The 21,835-nt window shown below is 57.5% G+C and carries 19 protein-coding genes and 3 tRNA genes; 2 read left to right on the top strand and 20 right to left on the bottom strand.

From position 1 onward, the window contains the following. Nucleotides 1–62 precede the first annotated feature (62 nt). The 3 genes from ampE to JFT91_RS24045 form a co-directional block, all read right to left on the bottom strand. Nucleotides 63–902: a regulatory signaling modulator protein AmpE gene (gene ampE, locus JFT91_RS24055; protein ID WP_201228012.1), complete on the bottom strand. Its 840-nt coding sequence runs from the start codon at nt 900–902 to the stop codon at nt 63–65. Further along, complete coding sequence (gene ampD, locus JFT91_RS24050; protein WP_201228013.1) at nt 899–1,459, bottom strand: 1,6-anhydro-N-acetylmuramyl-L-alanine amidase AmpD; 561 nt, start codon at nt 1,457–1,459, stop codon at nt 899–901. Before ampD ends, ampE begins: the two co-directional genes overlap by 4 nt. 64 nt (nt 1,460–1,523) lie before the next feature. Then, complete coding sequence (locus tag JFT91_RS24045) at nt 1,524–3,701, bottom strand: DUF1631 domain-containing protein (protein WP_201234096.1); 2,178 nt, start codon at nt 3,699–3,701, stop codon at nt 1,524–1,526. A gap of 389 nt (nt 3,702–4,090) precedes the next feature. Between JFT91_RS24045 and nadC the strand changes: the two genes are divergently transcribed. Then, nucleotides 4,091–4,939, top strand: a complete 849-nt coding sequence (nadC, locus tag JFT91_RS24040; protein WP_201234095.1) for a carboxylating nicotinate-nucleotide diphosphorylase — start codon at nt 4,091–4,093, stop codon at nt 4,937–4,939. Between the two features lie 51 nt (nt 4,940–4,990). On the opposite strand, the gene JFT91_RS24035 is transcribed toward nadC, so the two are convergent. After that, nucleotides 4,991–5,290 carry a DUF6388 family protein gene (locus JFT91_RS24035; RefSeq protein WP_201234094.1) on the bottom strand — a complete coding sequence of 100 codons (300 nt, stop codon included), beginning with the start codon at nt 5,288–5,290 and terminating at the stop codon, nt 4,991–4,993. A 277-nt stretch (nt 5,291–5,567) separates the two neighbouring features. Here JFT91_RS24035 and JFT91_RS24030 point away from each other — a divergent pair, with 277 nt between their 5' ends. After that, nucleotides 5,568–6,062, top strand: a complete 495-nt coding sequence (locus JFT91_RS24030) for a hypothetical protein (protein ID WP_201234093.1) — start codon at nt 5,568–5,570, stop codon at nt 6,060–6,062. 6 nt (nt 6,063–6,068) lie between these two features. Here JFT91_RS24030 and JFT91_RS24025 read toward each other — a convergent pair. From JFT91_RS24025 to rlmE, 16 genes are all read right to left on the bottom strand, one after another. Beyond that, nucleotides 6,069–6,144 (bottom strand) — tRNA-Thr (locus JFT91_RS24025). Nucleotides 6,145–6,434: 290 nt separating this feature from the next. Then, the gene (pnp, locus tag JFT91_RS24020) at nt 6,435–8,540 is read right to left on the bottom strand and encodes a polyribonucleotide nucleotidyltransferase (RefSeq protein ID WP_053117036.1); all 2,106 of its coding nucleotides are present in this window, start codon (nt 8,538–8,540) and stop codon (nt 6,435–6,437) included. 193 nt (nt 8,541–8,733) lie between these two features. After that, nucleotides 8,734–9,003: a 30S ribosomal protein S15 gene (gene rpsO, locus JFT91_RS24015; protein ID WP_003177875.1), complete on the bottom strand. Its 270-nt coding sequence runs from the start codon at nt 9,001–9,003 to the stop codon at nt 8,734–8,736. Between the two features lie 142 nt (nt 9,004–9,145). Then, entirely contained in the window at nt 9,146–10,063 is a 918-nt protein-coding gene (gene truB, locus JFT91_RS24010) for a tRNA pseudouridine(55) synthase TruB (RefSeq protein WP_201228018.1), read from the bottom strand. Between the two features lie 4 nt (nt 10,064–10,067). Next, complete coding sequence (gene rbfA / locus JFT91_RS24005) at nt 10,068–10,466, bottom strand: 30S ribosome-binding factor RbfA (RefSeq protein WP_201147475.1); 399 nt, start codon at nt 10,464–10,466, stop codon at nt 10,068–10,070. Between the two features lie 160 nt (nt 10,467–10,626). Next, on the bottom strand, nt 10,627–13,155 hold the full coding sequence (gene infB, locus JFT91_RS24000) for a translation initiation factor IF-2 (RefSeq protein WP_201228019.1): 2,529 nt from the start codon (nt 13,153–13,155) through the stop codon (nt 10,627–10,629). Between the two features lie 27 nt (nt 13,156–13,182). Continuing rightward, entirely contained in the window at nt 13,183–14,664 is a 1,482-nt protein-coding gene (nusA, locus tag JFT91_RS23995; RefSeq protein WP_077571038.1) for a transcription termination factor NusA, read from the bottom strand. 47 nt (nt 14,665–14,711) lie between these two features. Continuing rightward, a complete protein-coding gene (gene rimP, locus JFT91_RS23990) occupies nt 14,712–15,170 on the bottom strand; it encodes a ribosome maturation factor RimP (RefSeq protein WP_201147473.1) in 459 nt (152 codons plus the stop codon). A gap of 139 nt (nt 15,171–15,309) precedes the next feature. Beyond that, nucleotides 15,310–15,386: transfer RNA gene (locus tag JFT91_RS23985), tRNA-Met, on the bottom strand. Nucleotides 15,387–15,483: 97 nt separating this feature from the next. Then, nucleotides 15,484–15,569, bottom strand: a tRNA-Leu gene (locus JFT91_RS23980). A gap of 22 nt (nt 15,570–15,591) precedes the next feature. Beyond that, a complete protein-coding gene (gene secG / locus JFT91_RS23975; RefSeq protein WP_090175639.1) occupies nt 15,592–15,978 on the bottom strand; it encodes a preprotein translocase subunit SecG in 387 nt (128 codons plus the stop codon). Nucleotides 15,979–15,982: 4 nt separating this feature from the next. Then, nucleotides 15,983–16,738, bottom strand: a complete 756-nt coding sequence (gene tpiA, locus JFT91_RS23970) for a triose-phosphate isomerase (protein ID WP_201234092.1) — start codon at nt 16,736–16,738, stop codon at nt 15,983–15,985. 65 nt (nt 16,739–16,803) lie between these two features. After that, complete coding sequence (glmM, locus tag JFT91_RS23965; protein WP_201234091.1) at nt 16,804–18,141, bottom strand: phosphoglucosamine mutase; 1,338 nt, start codon at nt 18,139–18,141, stop codon at nt 16,804–16,806. Nucleotides 18,142–18,157: 16 nt separating this feature from the next. After that, a complete protein-coding gene (gene folP, locus JFT91_RS23960; RefSeq protein WP_201228021.1) occupies nt 18,158–19,009 on the bottom strand; it encodes a dihydropteroate synthase in 852 nt (283 codons plus the stop codon). An 8-nt stretch (nt 19,010–19,017) separates the two neighbouring features. Continuing rightward, nucleotides 19,018–20,925, bottom strand: coding sequence for an ATP-dependent zinc metalloprotease FtsH (gene ftsH / locus JFT91_RS23955; RefSeq protein WP_201228022.1), 1,908 nt, complete (start codon nt 20,923–20,925; stop codon nt 19,018–19,020). A gap of 202 nt (nt 20,926–21,127) precedes the next feature. Continuing rightward, nucleotides 21,128–21,757 carry a 23S rRNA (uridine(2552)-2'-O)-methyltransferase RlmE gene (gene rlmE, locus JFT91_RS23950; RefSeq protein WP_201228023.1) on the bottom strand — a complete coding sequence of 210 codons (630 nt, stop codon included), beginning with the start codon at nt 21,755–21,757 and terminating at the stop codon, nt 21,128–21,130. Between the last annotated feature and the right edge of the window lie 78 nt (nt 21,758–21,835).

Here is a 21,835-nt window from a genome sequence, read left to right as displayed (position 1 = left end):
TGGGGCCGCTATGCAGCCCATCGGGGATAAATCCCTCACCACAATGAGTTTCACTGAAAAGATCAGTGAACCAGAACCGTCCACAAGGCAAACCCGGCATACCACAGCACCGCCGCGCGCAGCAGCAGGTCCCACAGGCAATCGAGGGTGTTGATGCCTTCCGGGCCGACCGCAGGCGGCGGAATCTCGCCCGCTGCCAGCCCGACTTTGTTGATCAGTTGCGCAGCGCTGATGTTCCAGTTGAGCAACTCGTGCAGCATCACCCGGCTCACCGCAACAAAGTTGCCAACCAGCGCCAGACTCGCCGCCAGCAAACGCACCGGCACCCAATCGAAGGCATGACGCAGTTGCGCAGCACGCTCGACCAGCGCCGGGTTCTTGCCGTTTTCTTCGGCCAGTGCCAACAAACGATAGGCCAGCGCTGCCACAGGGCCGAGCAGGAAATACCAGAAGATCACTGCGAAGAAGCTTTGATAGGCCTGCCACAACAAGTGCCCCTGCACCTGATCGAGCAATTGCTCGCCACTGTCGGCGCAGATGTCCAGATCACGCTTGGCCACGTGGGCCGCGGCTTGCAGATCCTCACGACGCCAGGCATCGCGGAACGGCCCGAGACCGCCGAGCAAATCGCCGCGCCCCAGGCTGTAAATCACCACCAGCAAATGCACCGGCAAGGCCAGCAGGCCGTAAGCCACAGGCTCCAGCACCAGCAACAACAAGGCGAGCAACGCCACCGGCAGCAATACCAGAATGGTCAGCACCAGCCATGGCTGTTTTGCCAAACGCTCGTTGCTTTCGAGTTTGTGCAGTTCGCGGATCCATCCGCCATCGCGTTGAAGCCGATGGCGCAGGGCCGAGAATTTCTCGATCCAGACCGCCAGCAGTAACACCAGAAAACTCATTGTCCTTCCTCTTGTGCCAGGGCAGCGCGGTAACGCGCCCAGTCGAATGCCGGGCCAGGATCGGTCTTACGCCCGGGTGCTATGTCGCTGTGCCCGCAAATGCGGGCGCCGGTGATGGCCGGAAATACTTTTTGCAACTGGCGGGTCAGCGCCGTCAACGCCTGATACTGCGCATCAGTGAACGGCAGATCATCCGTACCTTCGAGCTCGATGCCCACGGAGAAATCGTTACAGGTTTCGCGTCCGTCGAAAATCGACACCCCCGCGTGCCATGCCCGTTCAAGACAGGAGACAAACTGGGTGACCTTGCCGTCACGTTCAATAAGAAAGTGCGCGGAGACGCGCAAGTCGGCAATCCCTGCAAAGTAGGGATGCTCAGTGACATCCAGACGATTCTGGAAAAACTCCTGCACCTTGCCGGTGGCGAACTGCGCGGGTGGCAAGCTGATGTTATGGATCACCAACAGGGAAATTTCGCCCGCAGGGCGTTCATTGAAGTTGGGCGATGGGCACACCTGCACCCCCTGACACCACCCGCTAGCGGGATCCAACTGCATACCGATTCCTTCAACGCCGACTGTGTTGGCGCCCAGTATGCCGTGATCGGCCCCCGGCGCGCGATCACTTGCCGCGATTGAGTCGCCGCAGATTACCCAGCACCGACTCCAGCGCCCGGTCAAACAGCAAGGTGTCGTCCAACGCACGCACTGCGCCGCGACGGAATTCCAGGGCGAGCCCGGTGCGACTGCGCTCGCGGACTTTCATCCCGGTACGATCGACAAATACGTATTTGCCCGTGGCCTCGATGATGGCGGCCAGCTTGCAGCGCAAGCTGTGTTCGTCTTCCTCAAACGCAACCCAACTGCCCAGACGTAACTGGTCGACCTGACGCAAACCGGCATCGTCGTGGGGCAAGCGCACCGAGGTTAGCTCCAGCGTGCCGTCGTCGGCGTCAGGCAAAACGATCTGCTGCGACACCTCGATCATCGTCGCGGTTTGATCCGCCTCGACGGAGCGCTCCAGCACGCGCACATGCAGAGCCTCAAGCTCACTGAAAAATTCGCTGGTCGCGAACGGATCGAACGCCGAACTGGTCAAGCCATCACGCAACGACTTGAGCAAACCTGGCACCAGTGCCAGCAAGCGCAGACTGGATTCTGCGTCGTCATGGCGCTGCACGCTCCAGATCAATTGCTCCATGGTCTGCACATCGGCCTGCCACTCGGCGGACTGATCGCCATGCTTGAGGCACGTCAGCAGCAGCACTTTGCTCCAGGCGTCCTGTACGAAGGTCACCACGGAAGGCGGCAGGACTTTGCCCAAAACCGCTTGATTCAGCGCCTGCTCGACCCGACGCCGAGCCATTTCGGTTTTAGCGCGCCCCTCTTCGGCATCGCGCAATCGCTGTTCCAGCAGCTCGCTGCGACGGCGCTCGTCACTGGTAAACGCGAGGAAGTCAGCCAGCAGCTCGGAAAAAATCGCCGGGTCATCGACAAAGTCGCTCAGCAGGCGTTGCACCACTTGTTCGATGCGCAAGTACAGACTGTCGCGCGCCTCACCGTCGCAATCACCCCAGCCCATGGCGGCGTCGGCAATTTCGTTGAGCAGGCGCCGCGCCGGATGACTGCTGCGGCTGAAGAAGCTCTTGTCGAGCACCGCGACCTTAAGCATCGGAATCTGCAGGCGAGCGATCAACGCTTTGAGCGAGTCCGGCACATTGCGGTCTTCGAGGATGCAGTCGAAGACCATGGCAATCAGATTGATCACGTCTTCGTCTGCGCCGCCGACAATCCGTGATTTGCCACTTCTGACGCTGACCCGAGTCAGCAGTTGTTCGAGCTGATTGCGCAGATCGAAGTCGTCCTGCGCCGCCAGCGCCGGCACGTACTGTTGCAAATGCGAGAGCAGGCGCAGCAGGTCGCGGGTGGTAATCGGCTGACTGGTGCCGCTGGGCTCCAGCGTCGGTGCGACGCTACCGCGCACATGCAACAGCAACTCCTGCAACGCGGCGAAGACCTCCTGCACGCCTTCGTCAGCCGGTGCGGGGTCATGACTTTCTTCGCTGTAGACGCTGGACGCGACGCGATCAATTGCGCGACGCGCCGGCGCTGGTTGCAACCCTGGCAGCACACCAGTGGCGAGCAGCAGTTGATTGGCTTCGGCGTAAAGCTGCTCGGTGTCGGCCAGCACATAACGCTCGAACAGTTTGAGCAGGATCAGCTTGACCTTGATCTCCACGCCCAGATTGCGTCCGGCCTGCAAGAAGTACTCGCACAGCATCGCCGGGCCGAGCGGATTGTGTTGATCGTCGAGGGTATTGCCCAGCAAGGCGTTGAGCCGCGTGGTCAATTGATCGAGGGCGAAGCCGTCACGCTTGAGTACGCGACCGACCATGGTCTCGACCGCCACGCTGCGCTCCATGTCATCGGTGCGCGGCGCCGACTCTTCGTACACCAGCGTGTGGGGCAAGGTGTTGTGCGTGGCGTGGTATTGAGTGAGGCCGACGAAGGCCTCGAAAAATTGCTCGAGAAAGCCGCGCTCGATGTTTTTACGCTTGAGGCGCAGGTCGCGCATGGCTTCAAAAAAGATGTTCTGCTCGACGTCGTTGCGCGCGCGATCGGCCATTTCAAACAGCGTGTCGTCGGCGTTATCGAACAGCTCCTGCAAACCGAGGCGCAGTTGCTGCGCAGCCTTGTCGCGCACCTGAAGCAGAATCACAGGCAGGCGGGCGAGCGGCGAGTGATTCGCCTGATCGGTAGCGGCCTTGTGCAAAGGCACTACTTTCCCGTCGTTGTGCATCCAAGCCTCCTGGAACGGTGATTCGTCAGTCACTTTCTGCGCAAGCCCCCTGTGGGAGCGAGCCTGTTCGCGAAAGCGGTGGGTCAGAAAAAGAAAATGCCGCTGACATGCCCTCTTCGCGAGCAGGCGCGCTCCCACAGTTTTAAAAGCGGCATCTTCAAAATCGTCAAAGCCATGACGTCAAATGCAAGGCGGATTATCTTGCAAAAGTTGTCCCCGGCGCTATAGCCGTCAGGGTTTCCCCTATATCCGCACACTTGCACAGACCAACACCGGACGGGGTTTGCTCAAAGAAATTCGACCGGATGCAGTCAAGCGCGCGAGTTCTCGCCTTGGGTTGGCTCGCGCCATGCCCCTATAATCGAACCACTTTGTTTGTGGAGCCCGTTATGCCGAATCTACGTCTCGCCGATTTGACCGCCGAAATCGAAGCCAACGTGCGCCGTGCGTTGCTCGAAGACATCGGCAGCGGCGACATCACCGCGCAACTGATCCCGGCCGAACGTCTGGCCAAAGCCACCATCATTACTCGCGACGCAGCCGTTGTTTGCGGCACGGCCTGGGTCGATGCGGTATTTCGTCAGCTCGATCCGCGGGTGGCAGTGCATTGGCAAGTCGTCGATGGCGAGCGGGTAAAACCCAATCAGCCGCTGTTTCATCTGGAAGGCCCGGCACGTTCGCTGCTGACGGGTGAACGCAGTGCGCTGAACTTCCTGCAATTGCTCTCGGGCGTGGCAACGCGCGCGCAATACCTGGCCGATTTCGTCAGCGAAACTCCGGTGAAGTTGCTCGACACCCGCAAGACTCTGCCGGGCCTGCGCCTGGCGCAGAAATACGCCGTAACCTGCGGCGGCTGCCATAACCACCGCATCGGCCTGTACGACGCGTTCCTGATCAAGGAAAACCACATCGCTGCCAGCGGTGGCATCGCGCAGGCTATTGCCGCCGCGCACAAGATCGCCCCGGGCAAACCGGTGGAAATCGAAGTCGAAAGTCTGAATGAGCTGAAGGAAGCATTAGCGGCCGGCGCAGACATCATCATGCTTGATGAGTTGAGCCTGGATGACATGCGCGAAGCCGTGCTCCTGAACGGTGGCAAAGCGAAACTGGAGGCCAGCGGCGGGATCAACGAAAGCACGCTGTTGCCGATCGCCGAGACTGGCGTGGATTACATCTCGATCGGCGCGATGACCAAGGATGTCAAAGCGGTCGACCTGTCGATGCGCCTCAGCCTCTGAAGACTGCACGCAATAAAAAACGCCAGCCCGATTGAGGCTGGCGTTTTTGTTTCAAACGACGAGATTATTCATCTCGCAGTACTCGTCCCAGTCGACGCCCAATACTTCGGCCGCTTCCTTGTGCAGCACAAGGCGCTGCGCTTCGAACTCTTCCGGCGTGCTCGTGTACTTGAGCGTCAGCTCCCACGGCTGCAGGCCCTGGGATTCGGCTTCGTCTTCGAAGGCCCATTGGATCTGATCTTTCTGATCATCGGGACTCAGGTCCTTGATCTCTTCTTTCAGCTTCGGAACGTCCAGAATGTACTTTTCCAGCGCTTTTTCGTGACGTTGCTCTTGAGTTAATTCGGTCATGGCGTTCTCTCTGATCATAAGAATGGAGGATGGATCTGGATCATCAAGGATCTCTCTGACGCGGATTTTTCCGGCCTTCGGAACCATTCGGGATCATCTGAAAACTGCTGGGCGATGCGCATGCAGGCTCCGAATATAGGACGTTTGCATGACGAATTACACGGCTCTTTACATCTCTCTCACAAAAAGTTGACCTGCGGAACATAAATACGCTTTTCGAGTCATAGCGATGTGCCACTTCGGCACTCATCTCCGCTGTTCACAAGGAAAACCAGTGATGCGCAGCTTTTCGAAGATCTCCACCGTTGTGTCCGCCACCGCTCTGATCACGGTTCTGGCGCTTCCTGCCAGCGCGATGGCTGTGGAGCTGAGTTCCAGTAGTCCGTCCTACGGCGACAAGGTTCCGCTGATTCACAACGATTACGGCAAAGAGGTGGTGATCAGAAGCGACATCAGTATCGATGAGCTGAAAAAGATGCGTGACACGATCAGTGAGCAGACGCGCCAGATCGAAGACCTCAAACGCAGTAGCGGTTCCAGTTCAAACTCCAGTGGCAAGGAAATTGATGACCTGAAGAACAAGGTCAAGGAACAGGATCGCGAGCTGGACACCCTCGGTCGTCAGGTCGAAGACCTCAAGCGCAACAGCGGTTCGAGCTCAAGCTCGAGCAGCAGCGAGATTTCCAATCTGAAACAGAAGATCAATGATCAGGATCGGGCGATGGATCAGCTCAAACGTACTGTCGAGGATCTGAGCCGCAAAGTGAAATAAAGGGGATGGTGCCCGAGACAGGAATCGAACCTGCGACCTTCGCGTTACGAGTGCGCTGCTCTACCGGCTGAGCTACACGGGCGGTGGGCTAAACCTAGCACTGGTCGTGTGCTGCGGCAAATTTGTGGGTTGCCTGATGGTTATCTCTTGAAACTCCCAATTGTGGTGAGGGGATTTATCCCCGTTCGGTTGCGAAGCGGCCGTGAATCCAGCACCTCGGCGTTTCAGGCAGTCCGCAGTGTATGGTTTTACGACTGCTGCGCAGCCGGACGGGGATAAATCCCCTCACCACATTTTGCTTTTTACCAGACAAAAAAATGCCCCGCCGTGTACACGGCGGGGCATTTTTATTGCGCTAAAGCGATGGGGTGATTAAACGCCCGAAGCCTTGGCCGCTGCCACGTCTTTGATGGACAGCTTGATACGGCCGCGGTTGTCCACGTCCAGTACCAGCACTTCCACTTCCTGACCTTCTTTCAGGATGTCGGTCACTTTCTCTACGCGAGCGTCGCTCAGCATCGAGATGTGCACCAGACCGTCCTTGCCCGGCAGGATGTTGACGAATGCGCCGAAATCGACGATGCGCTCAACCTTGCCGACGTAGATCTTGCCGATCTCGGCTTCAGCGGTGATACCCAGAACGCGCTGACGTGCAGCTTCAGCAGCTTCCTTGGTTTCGCCGAAGATCTTGATCGAACCGTCGTCTTCGATGTCGATCGAAGCTTTGGTTTCTTCGCAGATCGCACGGATGGTCGCGCCACCTTTACCGATAACGTCACGGATCTTGTCGGTGTCGATCTTCATCGCGATCATGGTCGGAGCGTTGGCCGACAGTTCGGTACGCGACTGGCCGATGATCTGGTTCATCTGACCGAGGATGTTCAGGCGCGCTTCCAGGGCTTGGCCCAGAGCGATTTCCATGATCTCTTCGGTGATGCCCTTGATCTTGATGTCCATCTGCAGCGCGGTCACACCTTTGGCGGTACCGGCTACTTTGAAGTCCATGTCGCCCAGGTGGTCTTCGTCACCGAGGATGTCGGTCAGAACGGCGAATTTCTCGCCTTCCTTAACCAGACCCATGGCGATACCGGCAACCGGTGCCTTCATCGGCACACCAGCGTCCATCAGGGCCAGGGAAGCGCCGCAAACGGAAGCCATCGAGCTCGAACCGTTGGATTCGGTGATTTCCGAAACCACACGGATGGTGTACGGGAACACGTCAGCGGCTGGCAGCATGGCCGAAACCGAACGACGGGCCAGACGGCCGTGACCGATTTCACGACGACCAGCACCACCCATGCGACCACACTCGCCCACCGAGAACGGAGGGAAGTTGTAGTGCAGCATGAACGGGTCTTTTTTCTCGCCTTCCAGGGTGTCCAGCAGTTGTGCGTCACGGGCAGTACCCAGAGTCGCGACTACCAGAGCCTGAGTTTCACCACGGGTGAACAGCGCCGAACCGTGAGTCTTCGGCAGAACGCCGACTTCGATGTTCAGCGGACGTACGGTCTTGGTGTCGCGGCCGTCGATACGTGGCTTGCCGTTTACGATGTTTTCGCGAACGGTGCGGTATTCGATTTCGCCGAAAGCAGCTTTGACTTCGCTGGACGAAGGCTGACCTTCTTCACCGGACAGCTTGGCAACAACCTGATCCTTCAGCTCACCCAGGCGAGCGTAACGGTCGGCCTTGATGGTGATGGTGTAAGCCTGGGAGATCGCTTCGCCGAACTCGGCACGGATAGCGCCCAGCAGTTCGGTGGCTTCTGGAGCCGGAGCCCAGTTCCAGGTTGGCTTGGCAGCTTCAGCGGCCAGTTCTTTAACCGCGTTGATCACAACCTGGAATTCGTCGTGAGCAAACAGTACCGCGCCCAGCATCTGGTCTTCGGTCAGCTCTTTGGCTTCCGATTCAACCATCAGCACAGCGTCCGAAGTACCGGCAACGACCATGTCCAGGCTCGAAGCAGCTTGCTGCTCGTAAGTCGGGTTCAGCAGGTAGCCGGTGCTTTCGTGGAAAGCTACACGAGCGGCGCCGATCGGGCCGTCGAAAGGAATACCCGAGATGGCCAGGGCAGCCGAGGTACCGATCATCGCAGCGATGTCCGGATCGGTCTTCTTGCTGGTGGAAACGACGGTGCAGACAACCTGCACTTCGTTCATGAAGCCTTCTGGGAACAGCGGACGGATCGGACGGTCGATCAGTCGGGAAGTCAGGGTTTCTTTCTCGGAAGGACGGCCTTCACGCTTGAAGAAACCGCCAGGGATCTTACCGGCAGCGTAAGTCTTTTCCTGGTAGTGAACGGACAGAGGGAAGAAGCCCTTGCCTGGATCGGCTTGTTTTGCACCGACTACAGTCACCAATACGCTGACGTCGTCGTCAACGGTGACCAATACTGCGCCGGAGGCCTGACGGGCGATACGGCCAGTCTCGAGGGTAACGGTCGATTGACCGAACTGGAATTTTTTGATTACCGGGTTCACGGTGTCCTACCTTCTTTGTGGCTCTTGGGGGAACTGGTTTCTTGCGAATTCTTGGGCAATGTCGGGAATCGGCCCAACGCCTGTCCAGGGTAAAACGTGTATCCAGATAAAACTTGAGGCTGGGAGCCTGCAAGGCGCCAGCGGTAAACCGCTGACGCCTGACAGACCACCAACCTCATAGCGCAATCGCTGATTAGCGACGCAGACCCAGGCGACCGATCAGAGTCTGATAACGACCCAGATCCTTGCCTTTCAGGTAGTCCAGCAGCTTGCGGCGCTGGTTTACCATGCGGATCAGACCACGACGGGAGTGGTGATCTTTACCGTTGGCCTTGAAGTGACCTTGCAGTTTGTTGATGTTGTGGGTCAGCAGTGCAACTTGCACTTCTGGCGAACCAGTGTCACCAACAGCTTGCTGGTAGTCAGCAACGATTTGAGCTTTTTCTTGAACGTCGAGAGCCATGAGGCAATCCTTTTATCAGGAAACTGTTTCAGGGAAACAGCTTCAACAGGCCAGGGACAAATCCCTGTATCTATAAATGAGTCGTGACCGTGCCTGTTAACAGCCACACTCGCCGACCTGCTGTTATGCAGGCCGGTTCCGGTCATTCTGACCGAATCAAGCGACGTGGCGCGATGCGCCCGTCTTCGCTCACTTCACCGATACCGATGAAGCGACCATTGTGATCCTGTACCCGTACCATGCCGAACTTCGGAGCATCCGGAGCACGTACCGGCTGGCCGTTGAGCCAGTAGAACGCGCTTGCTTCGGAGAAGTGCAGCAGCGGCCAATCCAGCAGGCCGCTGTCCGATGGCATCAGGAAACGGTCGACCGCTTCGTTGCCGCCTTCGGCATGTACCGCTTCCAGCTCTTCGAGGGTAACCGTCTGCGCCAAGGTGAAAGGCCCGGCCTGGGTACGGCGCAATTCTGCGACGTACGCACCACAACCGAGCTGCTCACCGATATCCTCCACCAGGGTGCGAATATAGGTGCCCTTGCTGCAATCCACCGCAAGTCGCGCAGTATCGCCTTCGAAGGCCAGTAATTCCAAGCGCGCAATAGTAACAGAACGCGGTTCACGCTCCACTACTTCGCCTGCACGGGCCAGCTTGTACAGCGGCTGGCCATCACGCTTGAGCGCCGAGTACATCGGCGGTATCTGACTGATTTGCCCACGAAAACCTGGCAGAGCGGCTTCGACATCGGCGCGACCAACGGTCACCGGACGCTCCTGCAAAACCTCACCTTCGGCGTCTGCCGTGGTGGTGGTCTTGCCCAGTTGCGCCAGGGTTTCATAACCTTTGTCGGAATCGAGCAGGTATTGCGAGAACTTGGTTGCTTCGCCGAAGCACAACGGCAGAACGCCGGTGGCCAATGGGTCGAGGCTACCGGTGTGCCCGGCTTTTTCGGCATTGAGCAGCCAGCGAACCTTCTGCAACGCGGCGTTGGAGGTGAAACCCAACGGCTTGTCGAGCAGGATGATGCCACTGACGTTACGACGGATACGTTTGACCTGAGCCACCGAATTACTCCTTGGTGTCTTCAGGTTCAGCCGCCGGGTGCTGATTGTCTTCAGCCACGGCGCGCTCGATCAGGGCCGACAGGTGCGCACCACGCACGACGGATTCGTCGTAGTGGAAGTGCAATTGCGGCACGCTGCGCAGCTTCATCTCGCGAGCCAATTGCATACGCAGGAAACCTGCGGCGGCATTCAGCACCTTGATGCTTTGCGCGATGTCTTCAGCGTTGTCCTGGCCCATCACGGTGATGAAAATCTTCGCGTGACCGACGTCACGGCTGACTTCCACAGCGGTAATGGTGACCAGGCCTACGCGCGGATCTTTGACTTCGCGACGGATCAGTTGGGCCAGCTCGCGCTGCATCTGATCGCCGATACGTTGGGTACGGCTGTATTCTTTTGCCATGATTTTGTTACCTGTTACTGCCCCACGGTGAAACCCGCAAGGTCTGAAAGCGGCAAACGCCCGGCCTGACAAAAGCCAGACCGGGCGTTGCGTTTAGAGTCCTTGTGATGCGCCACACCCTTGAGTGCGGCCGACCATCACGGCTCCTGAAGTGCGCGAGTTAGAGGCTGCGAGCAACCTGAACCTTCTCGAAGACTTCGATCTTGTCGCCGACTTTGACGTCGTTGTAGCTCTTCACGCCGATACCGCATTCCATGCCGGCACGTACTTCGGAAGCGTCATCCTTGAAGCGGCGCAGGGATTCCAGCTCGCCTTCGAAGATAACGATGTCTTCACGCAGTACACGGATCGGACGGTTACGGTGCACAACACCTTCGATCACCATACAGCCTGCGATCGCGCCAAACTTCGGCGAACGGAACACGTCACGCACTTCGGCGATACCCAGGATGTTCTCGCGAACATCGCTGCCGAGCATGCCGGTCAGGGCTTTCTTGACGTCTTCGATGATGTCGTAGATCACGTTGTAGTAACGCATATCCAGACCTTCCTGCTCGACGATCTTGCGAGCGCCAGCATCGGCACGCACGTTGAAGCCGAACAGTACAGCGTTGGAAGCCAGTGCCAGGTTAGCGTCGGACTCGGTGATACCACCGACACCGCCACCCACTACACGCACTTGAACTTCGTCGTTGCCCAGGCCATTCAAGGCACCGTTCAACGCTTCCAGCGAACCACGGACGTCGGATTTGAGGACGATGTTGAGCGTCTTCTTCTCGGCCTGACCCATGTTTTCGAAGATGTTTTCCAGCTTGCCAGCATGAGCACGAGCCAGTTTGACTTCGCGGAACTTGCCTTGACGGAACAGAGCCACTTCACGGGCTTTCTTCTCGTCAGCAACCACGCTCATCTCGTCGCCAGCGTCCGGGGTACCGTCCAGGCCGAGAATCTCGACAGGGATGGAAGGACCGGCTTCCTTGATTGGCTTGCCGTTCTCGTCGAGCATGGCGCGAACGCGGCCATAGTTCGAACCGACCAGGACCATGTCGCCTTGGCGCAGGGTACCGTCTTGAACCAGAACGGTTGCCACCGGGCCACGACCTTTGTCGAGACGCGATTCAACCACAACACCACGGCCAGGAGCCGATGGAGTCGCTTTCAGTTCGAGAACTTCAGCCTGCAGCAGAACGGCTTCAAGCAGCTCGTCGACGCCAGTACCGACTTTCGCCGACACCGGTACGAACGGCGTATCACCGCCCCACTCTTCGGAAGTCACGCCGTGAACCGACAGTTCGCTACGGATGCGATCGAGATCAGCGCCCGGCTTGTCGATTTTGTTCACTGCAACAACCAGTGGCACGCCAGCCGCTACCGCATGCTGAACAGCTTCAATGGTCTGCGGCATCACGCCGTCGTCCGCTGCAACTACCAGAATAACGATGTCGGTCGCCTTGGCACCACGAGCACGCATTGCGGTAAACGCGGCGTGACCCGGGGTGTCGAGGAAGGTGACCATGCCGCGTTCGGTTTCAACGTGGTATGCACCGATGTGCTGGGTGATACCACCGGCTTCGCCAGCAGCAACCTTGGCACGACGGATGTAGTCGAGCAGGGAAGTTTTACCGTGGTCAACGTGGCCCATTACGGTCACGACTGGAGCACGGGAGAACGACTCACCTTCAAACTTCAGGGACTCGGCCAGGGAATCTTCCAGGGCGGTGTCGCTGACCAGGGTCACTTTGTGGCCCAGTTCTTCGGCTACCAGCTGAGCAGTTTCCTGATCAAGCACCTGGTTGATGGTCGCTGGAGTACCCAGTTTGAACATGAACTTGATGATTTCAGCAGCCTTGACCGACATCTGATTGGCGAGATCGCCAACAGTGATGGTCTCGCCGATCTGCACATCACGCACGACAGGGCCGGTTGGGCTCTGGAAACCGTGAGCGTTGCGTTTCTTCAGCTTGGCCTTGCCGCGACCACCACGACGGAAGCCATCGCTTTCTTCGTCGGTAGTGCGTGGCGCCACACGTGGAGCCGGCGCTTTTTCTTTAACCGAAGCGCGATGCGGAGCGTTTTTGCGCTCGCCATCACCGCCACCGCTGCGACGATTGTTATCGTCGGCACGTGGCTTGTCCGGACGGCGCTGTTCGTTCTGCTTGTTGCGAACGTCAGCAGACGGTGCTGGCGCAGCGGCAACCACCGGCGCGCTTTCGCGAACAGGTTCGGCAGCAGCCGGCGCCGCAACGGCGTCGCTGGAAGCGGTTTGCGCAGCAGCAGGCTGGCGACGCGCTTCTTCTTCGGCGCGCTGCTTGGATTCTTCTTCAGCCTTCTGGCGAGCAGCATTTTCTACTGCGCGACGCTCATCCAGTTCACGCTTGCGTTCGGCTTCGATTTCTTCCGGGCTACGCTGTACGAAAACTTTCTTCTTGCGAACTTCTACGCTGATGCTTTTGCTACCAGCCACACGCAGGGTGCTGGTGGTTTTACGCTGCAGCGTGATCTTGCGTGGTTCTTCCACTTTCGCCTTGTGGCTGCTTTTCAAGTGAGTCAGCAGAGACTGCTTCTCACTGTCAGTCACATTTTCTTCGGCGGCGGTGTGCGGCAGACCTGCCTCACGCATCTGCTGCAACAGGCGCTCTACCGGTGTTTTGACCTCATCGGCCAGTTGTTTCACCGTGACTTGCGTCATGCACTTCTCTCCTCAGGCCGCGCCTAATTACTCGAACCAGTGGGCTCGGGCGGCCATGATCAACTTGCCGGCACGATCATCGTCAATGCCGTCGATGTCGAGCAGGTCGTCAATAGACTGCTCGGCCAGGTCTTCGCGGGTAATTACGCCGCGCACCGCCAGTTCCATCGCCAAATCCTTGTCCATACCCTCAAGCGAGAGCAGGTCTTCGGCCGGATGGGCGTCTGCCAGCTTTTCCTCAGTAGCGATGGCTTTGGTCAACAAACGATCCTTGGCACGAGCGCGAAGCTCGTTGACGGTATCTTCGTCAAAGCCGTCGATGTTGAGCATTTCTTCCAACGGTACGTAGGCAATCTCTTCCAGGCTGGTGAAGCCTTCATCTACCAGCACCTGTGCCAGATCTTCGTCGACTTCAAGCTCGTCGATGAAGTTGCGCAGGATGTCGCCGGTTTCTGCTTGCTGCTTAGCCTGGATGTCCGATTCGGTCATCACGTTCAGGGTCCAGCCAGTCAACTGGCTAGCCAAACGTACGTTCTGACCACCGCGACCGATGGCCTGAGCCAGATTGTCTGCGCCAACGGCGATGTCCATTGCGTGGGCATCTTCGTCAACGATAATTGCCGCAACCTCAGCCGGGGACATGGCGTTGATCACGAACTGAGCCGGGTTGTCGTCCCACAGAACGATGTCAACACGCTCACCGCCCAACTCGCCCGACACTGCCTGGACGCGCGAACCGCGCATACCAATGCAAGCGCCCTGCGGGTCGATGCGTTTGTCCTTGGAGCGGACGGCGATCTTGGCGCGCGAACCCGGATCGCGGGACGCAGCCATTACTTCGATCAGGCCTTCGGCAATTTCCGGCACTTCGATGCGGAACAGCTCGATCAGCATTTCCGGCGCGGTACGCGACAGGATCAGCTGCGGGCCGCGGTTCTCGGTGCGGATTTCCTTGAGCAGCGCACGCAAACGCACGCCAACCCGGAAAGTTTCGCGAGAGATGATGTCTTCACGGGCCAGCAACGCTTCAGCGTTGTTACCCAGATCGACAATCACGTTGTCGCGGGTGACTTTTTTCACGGTGCCGGAGATGATTTCTCCCAGGCGCTCGCGATAAGCATCGACCACTTGAGCACGCTCGGCTTCACGCACTTTCTGCACGATGACTTGCTTGGCAGTCTGTGCAGCAATGCGGCCGAACTCGATGGATTCGATTTTTTCTTCGACGACGTCGCCGACCTTGGCGCCAGGATGCGTTTCAGCAACCTTGCTCGGCCAGGTTTCAATGGCCGGATCGTCGAGATCATTCTCTTCGACGACCGTCCAGCGACGGAAAGTTTCGTATGCCCCGGTGTGGCGGTTAATTTCCACACGCAGGTCAACTTCGTCTTCAAAACGCTTTTTGGTAGCAGTGGCCAAAGCCAGCTCCAGCGCTTCAAAAATTACGCTTGCCGGTACGCCCTTTTCATTGGATACCGACTCAACAACCAGCAGTACTTCTTTGCTCATCGTACGCCTCGCCTTTCGCAAGCCATTGGATCCGCGGGATCCGCGTCTCAGTCAAAACTGGGAATAATGTTGGCCTTGTCGACCATATCGATCGGCAACAGGAACTCATGGTCATCTACCTGCACCACGACATCCTGTTCTTCTACACCGCGCAGAAGGCCCTGAAAGTTGCGCCGACCTTCAAAAGGCGAGCGCAGCTTGATCTTCACTTGTTCACCGACAAATTGGGCGAACTGCTCAAGAGTGAACAGTGGGCGCTCCATGCCAGGCGAGGAAACTTCGAGGGTGTACTCAACAGTGATTGGATCTTCAACATCCAGTACACCGCTGATCTGACGGCTGACAATGGCGCAATCGTCCACCAGCACGCCACCCTCTTTATCGATATAAACGCGCAACATCGAGTGACGACCTTGAGCCGAAAACTCGATACCCCAGCATTCATAGCCTAGGGCCACGACCACCGGGGCCAGCAAGGCCTGCAACTCTTCTAGCTTGCTCGACACCTGAACCCCCTAGTGCATGATATGTGCATGCTATGCAAAATAAAAAAATGGGCATAACGCCCATCCTTGAAACGCCGTCGAACAGCGGCGTTGAAAGTGTCCAGCTAACAAAAAGCCCCTTAAAAGGGGCTCCTTAAACTGGTTGCGGGGGCCGGATTTGAACCGACGACCTTCGGGTTATGAGCCCGACGAGCTACCAGACTGCTCCACCCCGCGACAAAGCTGGGGCGGAAGTATACGACCGATCCCTTATAGGGTCAATGTAACCTTCCACCTGCAAGAAAGCCCGCAACAGCGGGCTCTCCTGACTAATTGGTACCGAGAAGGGGACTCGAACCCCTACACCCTATGGGCACAACCACCTCAAGGTTGCGTGTCTACCAATTCCACCACCTCGGCAAAACTACATTTGAAACTCTTCTTACTTCTGCTCTTGAGCTGGAGGTACGTCAGTCGCTGGAGTAGCCGACTTTTGCTCTTGAAGCACCGGAACATCATCAGAAGCCGGTTGTTGTTGCTTAGGTACTTCCAACACTGCTGGGTTTGGCAAACCTACTTGAGTCAGCTGATGAGCCTTCTCTTTAGCAAAGTAACCTAACCCTAAGCTGGTTATGAAGAAACCGGCGGCAAGTATAGCAGTAAACTTACTAAGAAAGGTAGAGGAACCTTGGCTTCCGAACACAGTATTTGAAGCACCTGCTCCGAAAGACGCGCCAGCGTCCGCACCCTTACCCTGCTGCAGCAAAACCAGAGCAACTACGCCCAATGCACCCAGCAGATGAAAAACGACTACGACTGTTTCCAGCATTTTTTCAGTTTCCCGCGGCGCGACAGATCGCACCGAACTCATCTGCATTCAGGGAAGCTCCACCAATGAGCCCCCCATCGATATCCGGCATGCCGAACAGTTCGACCGCATTGGCCGCCTTCACGCTGCCGCCGTATAGAAGCCGCACACCTCGTGCGACTTCAGAATTCTCTGCCGCCAACTGCTCGCGAATGGCTTTATGCACATCCTGAGCCTGTTGCGGCGTTGCAGTCAGTCCGGTACCAATGGCCCAGACAGGCTCGTAAGCAATGACTGCATTGGCAAAAGCACCTACACCCAGCTCCTCGATGATGCTGCCCAGCTGACGCCCGACAACCTCAAGAGTTTTCCCGGCTTCGCGCTGTTCCAGGGTTTCCCCTACACACAACACCGGAATCAAGCCACATGCTTGTGCCGCTGCGAACTTGCGATTCAGCATTCCGTCTCGCTCGCTCATAATCTGACGGCGTTCGGAGTGCCCAACAAGCACCAGGGAACAACCTGCATCCACCAACTGACTCGGTGCAATTTCACCGGTCAATGCACCTTGCATGGATTCCACCGCAGAATTCTGCGCACCGACCGAAATCGATTTACCTTTCAAACCATCAATCACTTGATTGATATGCAAGCAAGGCGGGAATACCGCGACATCAACACCGCTTGGCAAGGCCAGATGACGAAGGCCGTTGATCAGCTCAGCGACGCTGGCGCGGGTACCGTGCATCTTCCAGTTACCAGCTACCATAGGGCGACGCATGCTGTACCTCGTCGGTCAAAGTGGGCGCAGATGTTACCCAACACAATCATGGCTTGCAAGCCGTATCAGGCAGAAACTTCAGTTACCAGTTTTGCCAGTTCTTCGGCATAGCTGCGAACCTGAGCTTCGTCCTCGCCTTCGACCATTACGCGCACCAGAGGCTCTGTCCCGGACTTGCGCAAAAGCACACGACCACGACCCGCCATTGCCTGGGTAACACGCGCACTGGCTTCCTTGACAGCCGGATGCTCCAGCGGGTTTTCGCCACCACCAAAACGCACGTTGATCAACACTTGAGGACATTTACGCAGAGCCTGACGCGTTTGCGCCAAACCCTCATTGCGAGCCTTCAGCGCCATCAGCACTTGCAACGCCGCAATGATCGCATCACCGGTCGTGGTGTGGTTGAAGCAAACGATATGCCCCGAATTCTCACCCCCGACCAGCCAATTGCGCTCCAGCAACTCGGCGATAACATAACGGTCACCGACATTTGCACGAATGAACGGAATCGAAAGCTCTGCGAGGGCCAACTCCAGACCAAGATTGCTCATCAAGGTACCAACCACGCCACCCTGCAGCTTTCCACGCTCATGCAGATCGCGAGCGATGATGTACAACAACTCGTCGCCATCAACGATTGCGCCCGTGTGATCGACCATCAAGACCCGGTCGCCATCACCATCAAATGCGATACCCAGATCCGCGTGCTCAGCCAACACGGCCGCCTGCAGCTGCCCCATATGAGTTGAACCGCAATTATCATTGATGTTCAGCCCATTTGGCTGCGCTGACAGCACGACAACGTCTGCGCCCAACTCACGGAACACGCTCGGAGCGACTTTGTAGGTCGCGCCATGGGCGCAATCGATGACAACCTTGAGACCAGAAAAACTCGTGCCCGTCGGCACACTGCTCTTACAGAACTCGATGTAGCGACCGGACGCATCGTTGATTCGCGACACCTTACCGATTTTGCTCGACTCGACCACCGTCATCGGCGCATCAAGCAACTCTTCAATCATCAACTCCAGCTCATCCGGCAGCTTGGTGCCTTTGCCAGAGAAGAACTTGATACCGTTATCGTCATGAGGGTTGTGCGATGCGCTGATCACAATACCGGCTTCAGCCTGGAACGTGCGCGACAGATAGGCGATTGCCGGCGTTGGCATCGGACCAAGCAACATCACATCGGCACCCGCCGATGTCAGACCGGCCTCAAGCGCCGACTCAAACATATAGCCGGAAATCCGCGTGTCCTTGCCAACCAATACTTTGCAGGCTCCCATCTTGCGAAAGGCCATACCAGCAGCCCAGCCAAGCTTGAGCATGAAGTCGGGAGTGATCGGATAGACACCAACACGACCACGAATGCCGTCGGTACCAAAGTATTTTTTGCTCATAAGTGCTCCATCATTCTTATTCGGCTGATTCCACGGCCGCGATCATTCGCACCACATCTACCGTCTCTGCCACATCATGGACGCGCAATATACGCGCACCCTTGACGGATGCCAGCGCCGCCAGCGCGAGCCCTCCGAAAAGACGCTCGCCTACAGGGCGGTTCAAGGCATGGCCGATCATACTTTTTCGCGAGACGCCGACCAGCAACGGCCGACCCAATGCATGCAGAGATTGCATATGCTTGAACAAGCTTAGATTGTGCTGCAGGGTTTTGGCGAAACCGAAGCCGGGGTCAAGAATGACCCGCTCGGCGGGGATACCTGCCAATGCGCATGCCGACATCCGCTCAGCCAGAAACTCGCCCACTTCCCGGGTCACGTCCTGATATTGCGGATCATCCTGCATGTCGCCCGGCTCACCCAGCATGTGCATGAGGCAAACCGGCAAGCCCGTTGCCGCAGCCGCATCCAGTGCCCCATCACGCCGCAGCGAGCGTACATCGTTAATCAAGCCAGCACCCAGCCGCGCGGTCTCGCGCATCACCGCAGGCGTCGAGGTGTCGACCGAAATAATGACGTCGAGCTCGCGATTGATCAGCTCGACGATCGGCGCTACGCGCTCAAGCTCTTCCAGCGGCGATACAGCGCGCGCGCCAGGCCGAGTCGATTCACCGCCGACATCAATCAGCGTGGCACCGGCCGCGACCATGGCTTCGGCGTGGCGCAAGGCCGCGTCAAGCTGGCTATATCGGCCACCATCAGAGAAAGAATCGGGAGTGACATTGAGAATACCCATGACATGCGTCTGGGCCAAATCAAGAACCCGGTTGCCGCAAGGCAACCGGGTCAGGGACTGTACAGAAGTCATTTCAAGCCTTAAACGTCAGCAGCCGGACCACCAATCGGTGTTTGCGGACGCTCATCCTGAGCCACTGGAGGCGGAGGCGTACCAGTGCCGCCTGTCCAATCGCGCGGCTCACGAGGTGTGCGGCCAGCCATGATGTCGTCGATTTGTTCAGCATCAATCGTTTCGTACTTCATCAGCGCGTCAGCCATGGCATCAAGCTTGTCACGGTTATCCGTGAGGATCTGCTTGGCTGTGCCGTAGCACTGATCAATGATGCTGCGTACTTCGGAGTCGATCAGCTTGGCTGTCTCACCAGAGAAGCTGGCAGCTTGACCACCGCCGCCGCGACCGAGGAATACTTCACCTTCCTCTTCGGCGTACATCAGCGGACCCAGTTTTTCCGACAGACCCCATTTGGTCACCATGTTCCGTGCGATCTGGCTGGCACGCATGATGTCGTTGGAAGCACCGGTGGTAACACCGTCGAAGCCCAAAGTCATTTCTTCAGCGATACGGCCGCCGTACAGCGAGCAGATCTGACTGATCAGTGCACGCTTGGACAAGCTGTAGCGATCTTCTTCCGGCAGGAACATGGTTACACCCAACGCTCGACCGCGCGGAATGATGGACACCTTGTAGACCGGGTCATGTTCAGGCACGACACGACCAACAATCGCGTGACCTGCTTCGTGATAAGCGGTGTTCTGCTTCTCTTTTTCGGACATGACCATCGATTTGCGCTCAGCGCCCATCATGATCTTGTCTTTGGCCAGCTCGAACTCTTTCATCTCGACGATGCGTTTGCCGGCGCGAGCCGCAAACAGCGAGGCTTCGTTGACCAGGTTAGCCAGGTCGGCACCAGAGAAACCCGGGGTACCACGAGCGATAACGGCCGGAGCAACGTCGTCACCCATTGGCACTTTACGCATGTGCACCTTGAGAATCTGCTCGCGACCACGGATATCCGGCAGACCAACAACCACCTGACGGTCGAAACGGCCTGGACGCAGCAGCGCCGGGTCAAGTACGTCTGGACGGTTGGTGGCAGCGATAACGATGATGCCGTCATTCATCTCGAAGCCGTCCATCTCAACCAGCAACTGGTTGAGGGTCTGCTCACGCTCGTCGTGACCGCCACCCATGCCGGCGCCACGGTGGCGACCGACGGCGTCGATTTCGTCGATGAAGATGATGCACGGCGCATGTTTTTTCGCCTGCTCGAACATGTCACGAACGCGGCTGGCGCCTACACCAACGAACATTTCGACGAAGTCAGAACCGGAAATGGTGAAGAACGGCACCTTGGCTTCGCCGGCAATCGCCTTGGCCAGCAAGGTTTTACCGGTACCCGGAGGACCCACCATCAGCACGCCGCGAGGAATACGACCGCCCAGGCGCTGGAACTTGCCCGGATCACGAAGGAACTCAACCAGCTCACCGACTTCTTCCTTGGCTTCGTCGCAACCAGCAACGTCGGCCAGGGTGGTTTTCACCTGATCTTCAGACAGCAGGCGTGCCTTGCTCTTGCCAAAGCTCATCGGCCCGCCCTTGCCGCCGGCACCACCCTGCATCTGGCGCATGAAGAACATGAACACCGCGATGATCACGAGGATCGGGAAGCTGGCCACCAGAAGCTGGGTCCAGATGCTTTGCTGCTCAGGCTGCTTGCCTTCAACCACAACGTGGTTGTCGACCAGATCGCCGATCAGGCCATTGTCCTGGATCGCCGGACGAATGGTCTTGAAGCTGTCGCCGTCGTTGCGCTTGCCGGTAATCACATAGCCATCAACGGCTACGCGCTCGACCTTGCCATCCTTGACCTGCTGGATGAAGTCGGAATAGTTGAGGGTCTGCGGCTCGTTAGGGCTGGAGAAGTTGTTCATCACTGTCACCAGGACAGCCGCGATGATCAACCACAGGATAAGATTCTTTGCCATATCGTTCAATTAACTACCCTCTGAAGCAAGCTCCGCTACTGGCGCGCGCTTCGCATGATATTCACCGGCCTAACTTACTACATTACCTACAGCTCTGGCAGGCGCCGTCTGTAACCCTTTGTGAAACACTTTCTACACAATATTCGTTAATGCTGGCCGGGCGAAATACTAAAAACCTATCACCCCGCCAAAAAAACTCGTTTTACTCACTACGACCGCGGTAGCCCCAAGCCAGCATGTATTGCTCGCGGGAGGTGCCACGTGAGGAGTCCGGCTTGATCATCTGGATCTTGTCGAACTTCTTGCGAGCATCCTTCAGGTAAACATCAAACCCTTCGCCCTGAAAAATCTTGATCACAAAATTACCACCCGGCTTGAGTATCCGCTCTGCCAGATCAAGAGCCAGCTCACAAAGGAACATGGCTTTTGGCATGTCCACTTCAGGCGTACCACTCATATTGGGGGCCATATCGGAAATCACAAGGTCCACCTGCGAATTACCCACGGCTTCAAGGATCTGTGCGAGCACTGCGTCCTCGGTGAAGTCACCCTGGATGAAGGTCACGTCAGGGATGCTGTCCATTTCCAGGATGTCCGAAGCGATCAAACGCCCCTGACCGCCAATCAGACGACTGGTGACCTGCGACCAGCCACCGGGCGCCGCGCCCAGGTCGACAACGCTCATGCCGGGACGGATCAGCTTGTATTTCTCCTGGACTTCCAGAAGCTTGTAACTCGCACGCGAGCGGTAGCCATCCTTCTGCGCCTGCTTCACATAGGGATCGTTGACATGTCTTTTCAGCCAACCAAGGCTTGTCTTGGAACGCGCCATTGGGCACCTCGATGATAAGGGTCGTGATTAATTGGGCGGATCCACGAACCCTCGGGTAAAATGGCCGCCATTTTACAG

It is taken from the genome of Pseudomonas sp. TH08 (genome assembly GCF_016651275.1).
Taxonomy (GTDB): Bacteria; Pseudomonadota; Gammaproteobacteria; order Pseudomonadales; family Pseudomonadaceae; genus Aquipseudomonas.
The sequence above is the reverse complement of the archived record's forward strand: the minus strand, read 5'-3'. Positions and strand labels throughout refer to the sequence as shown.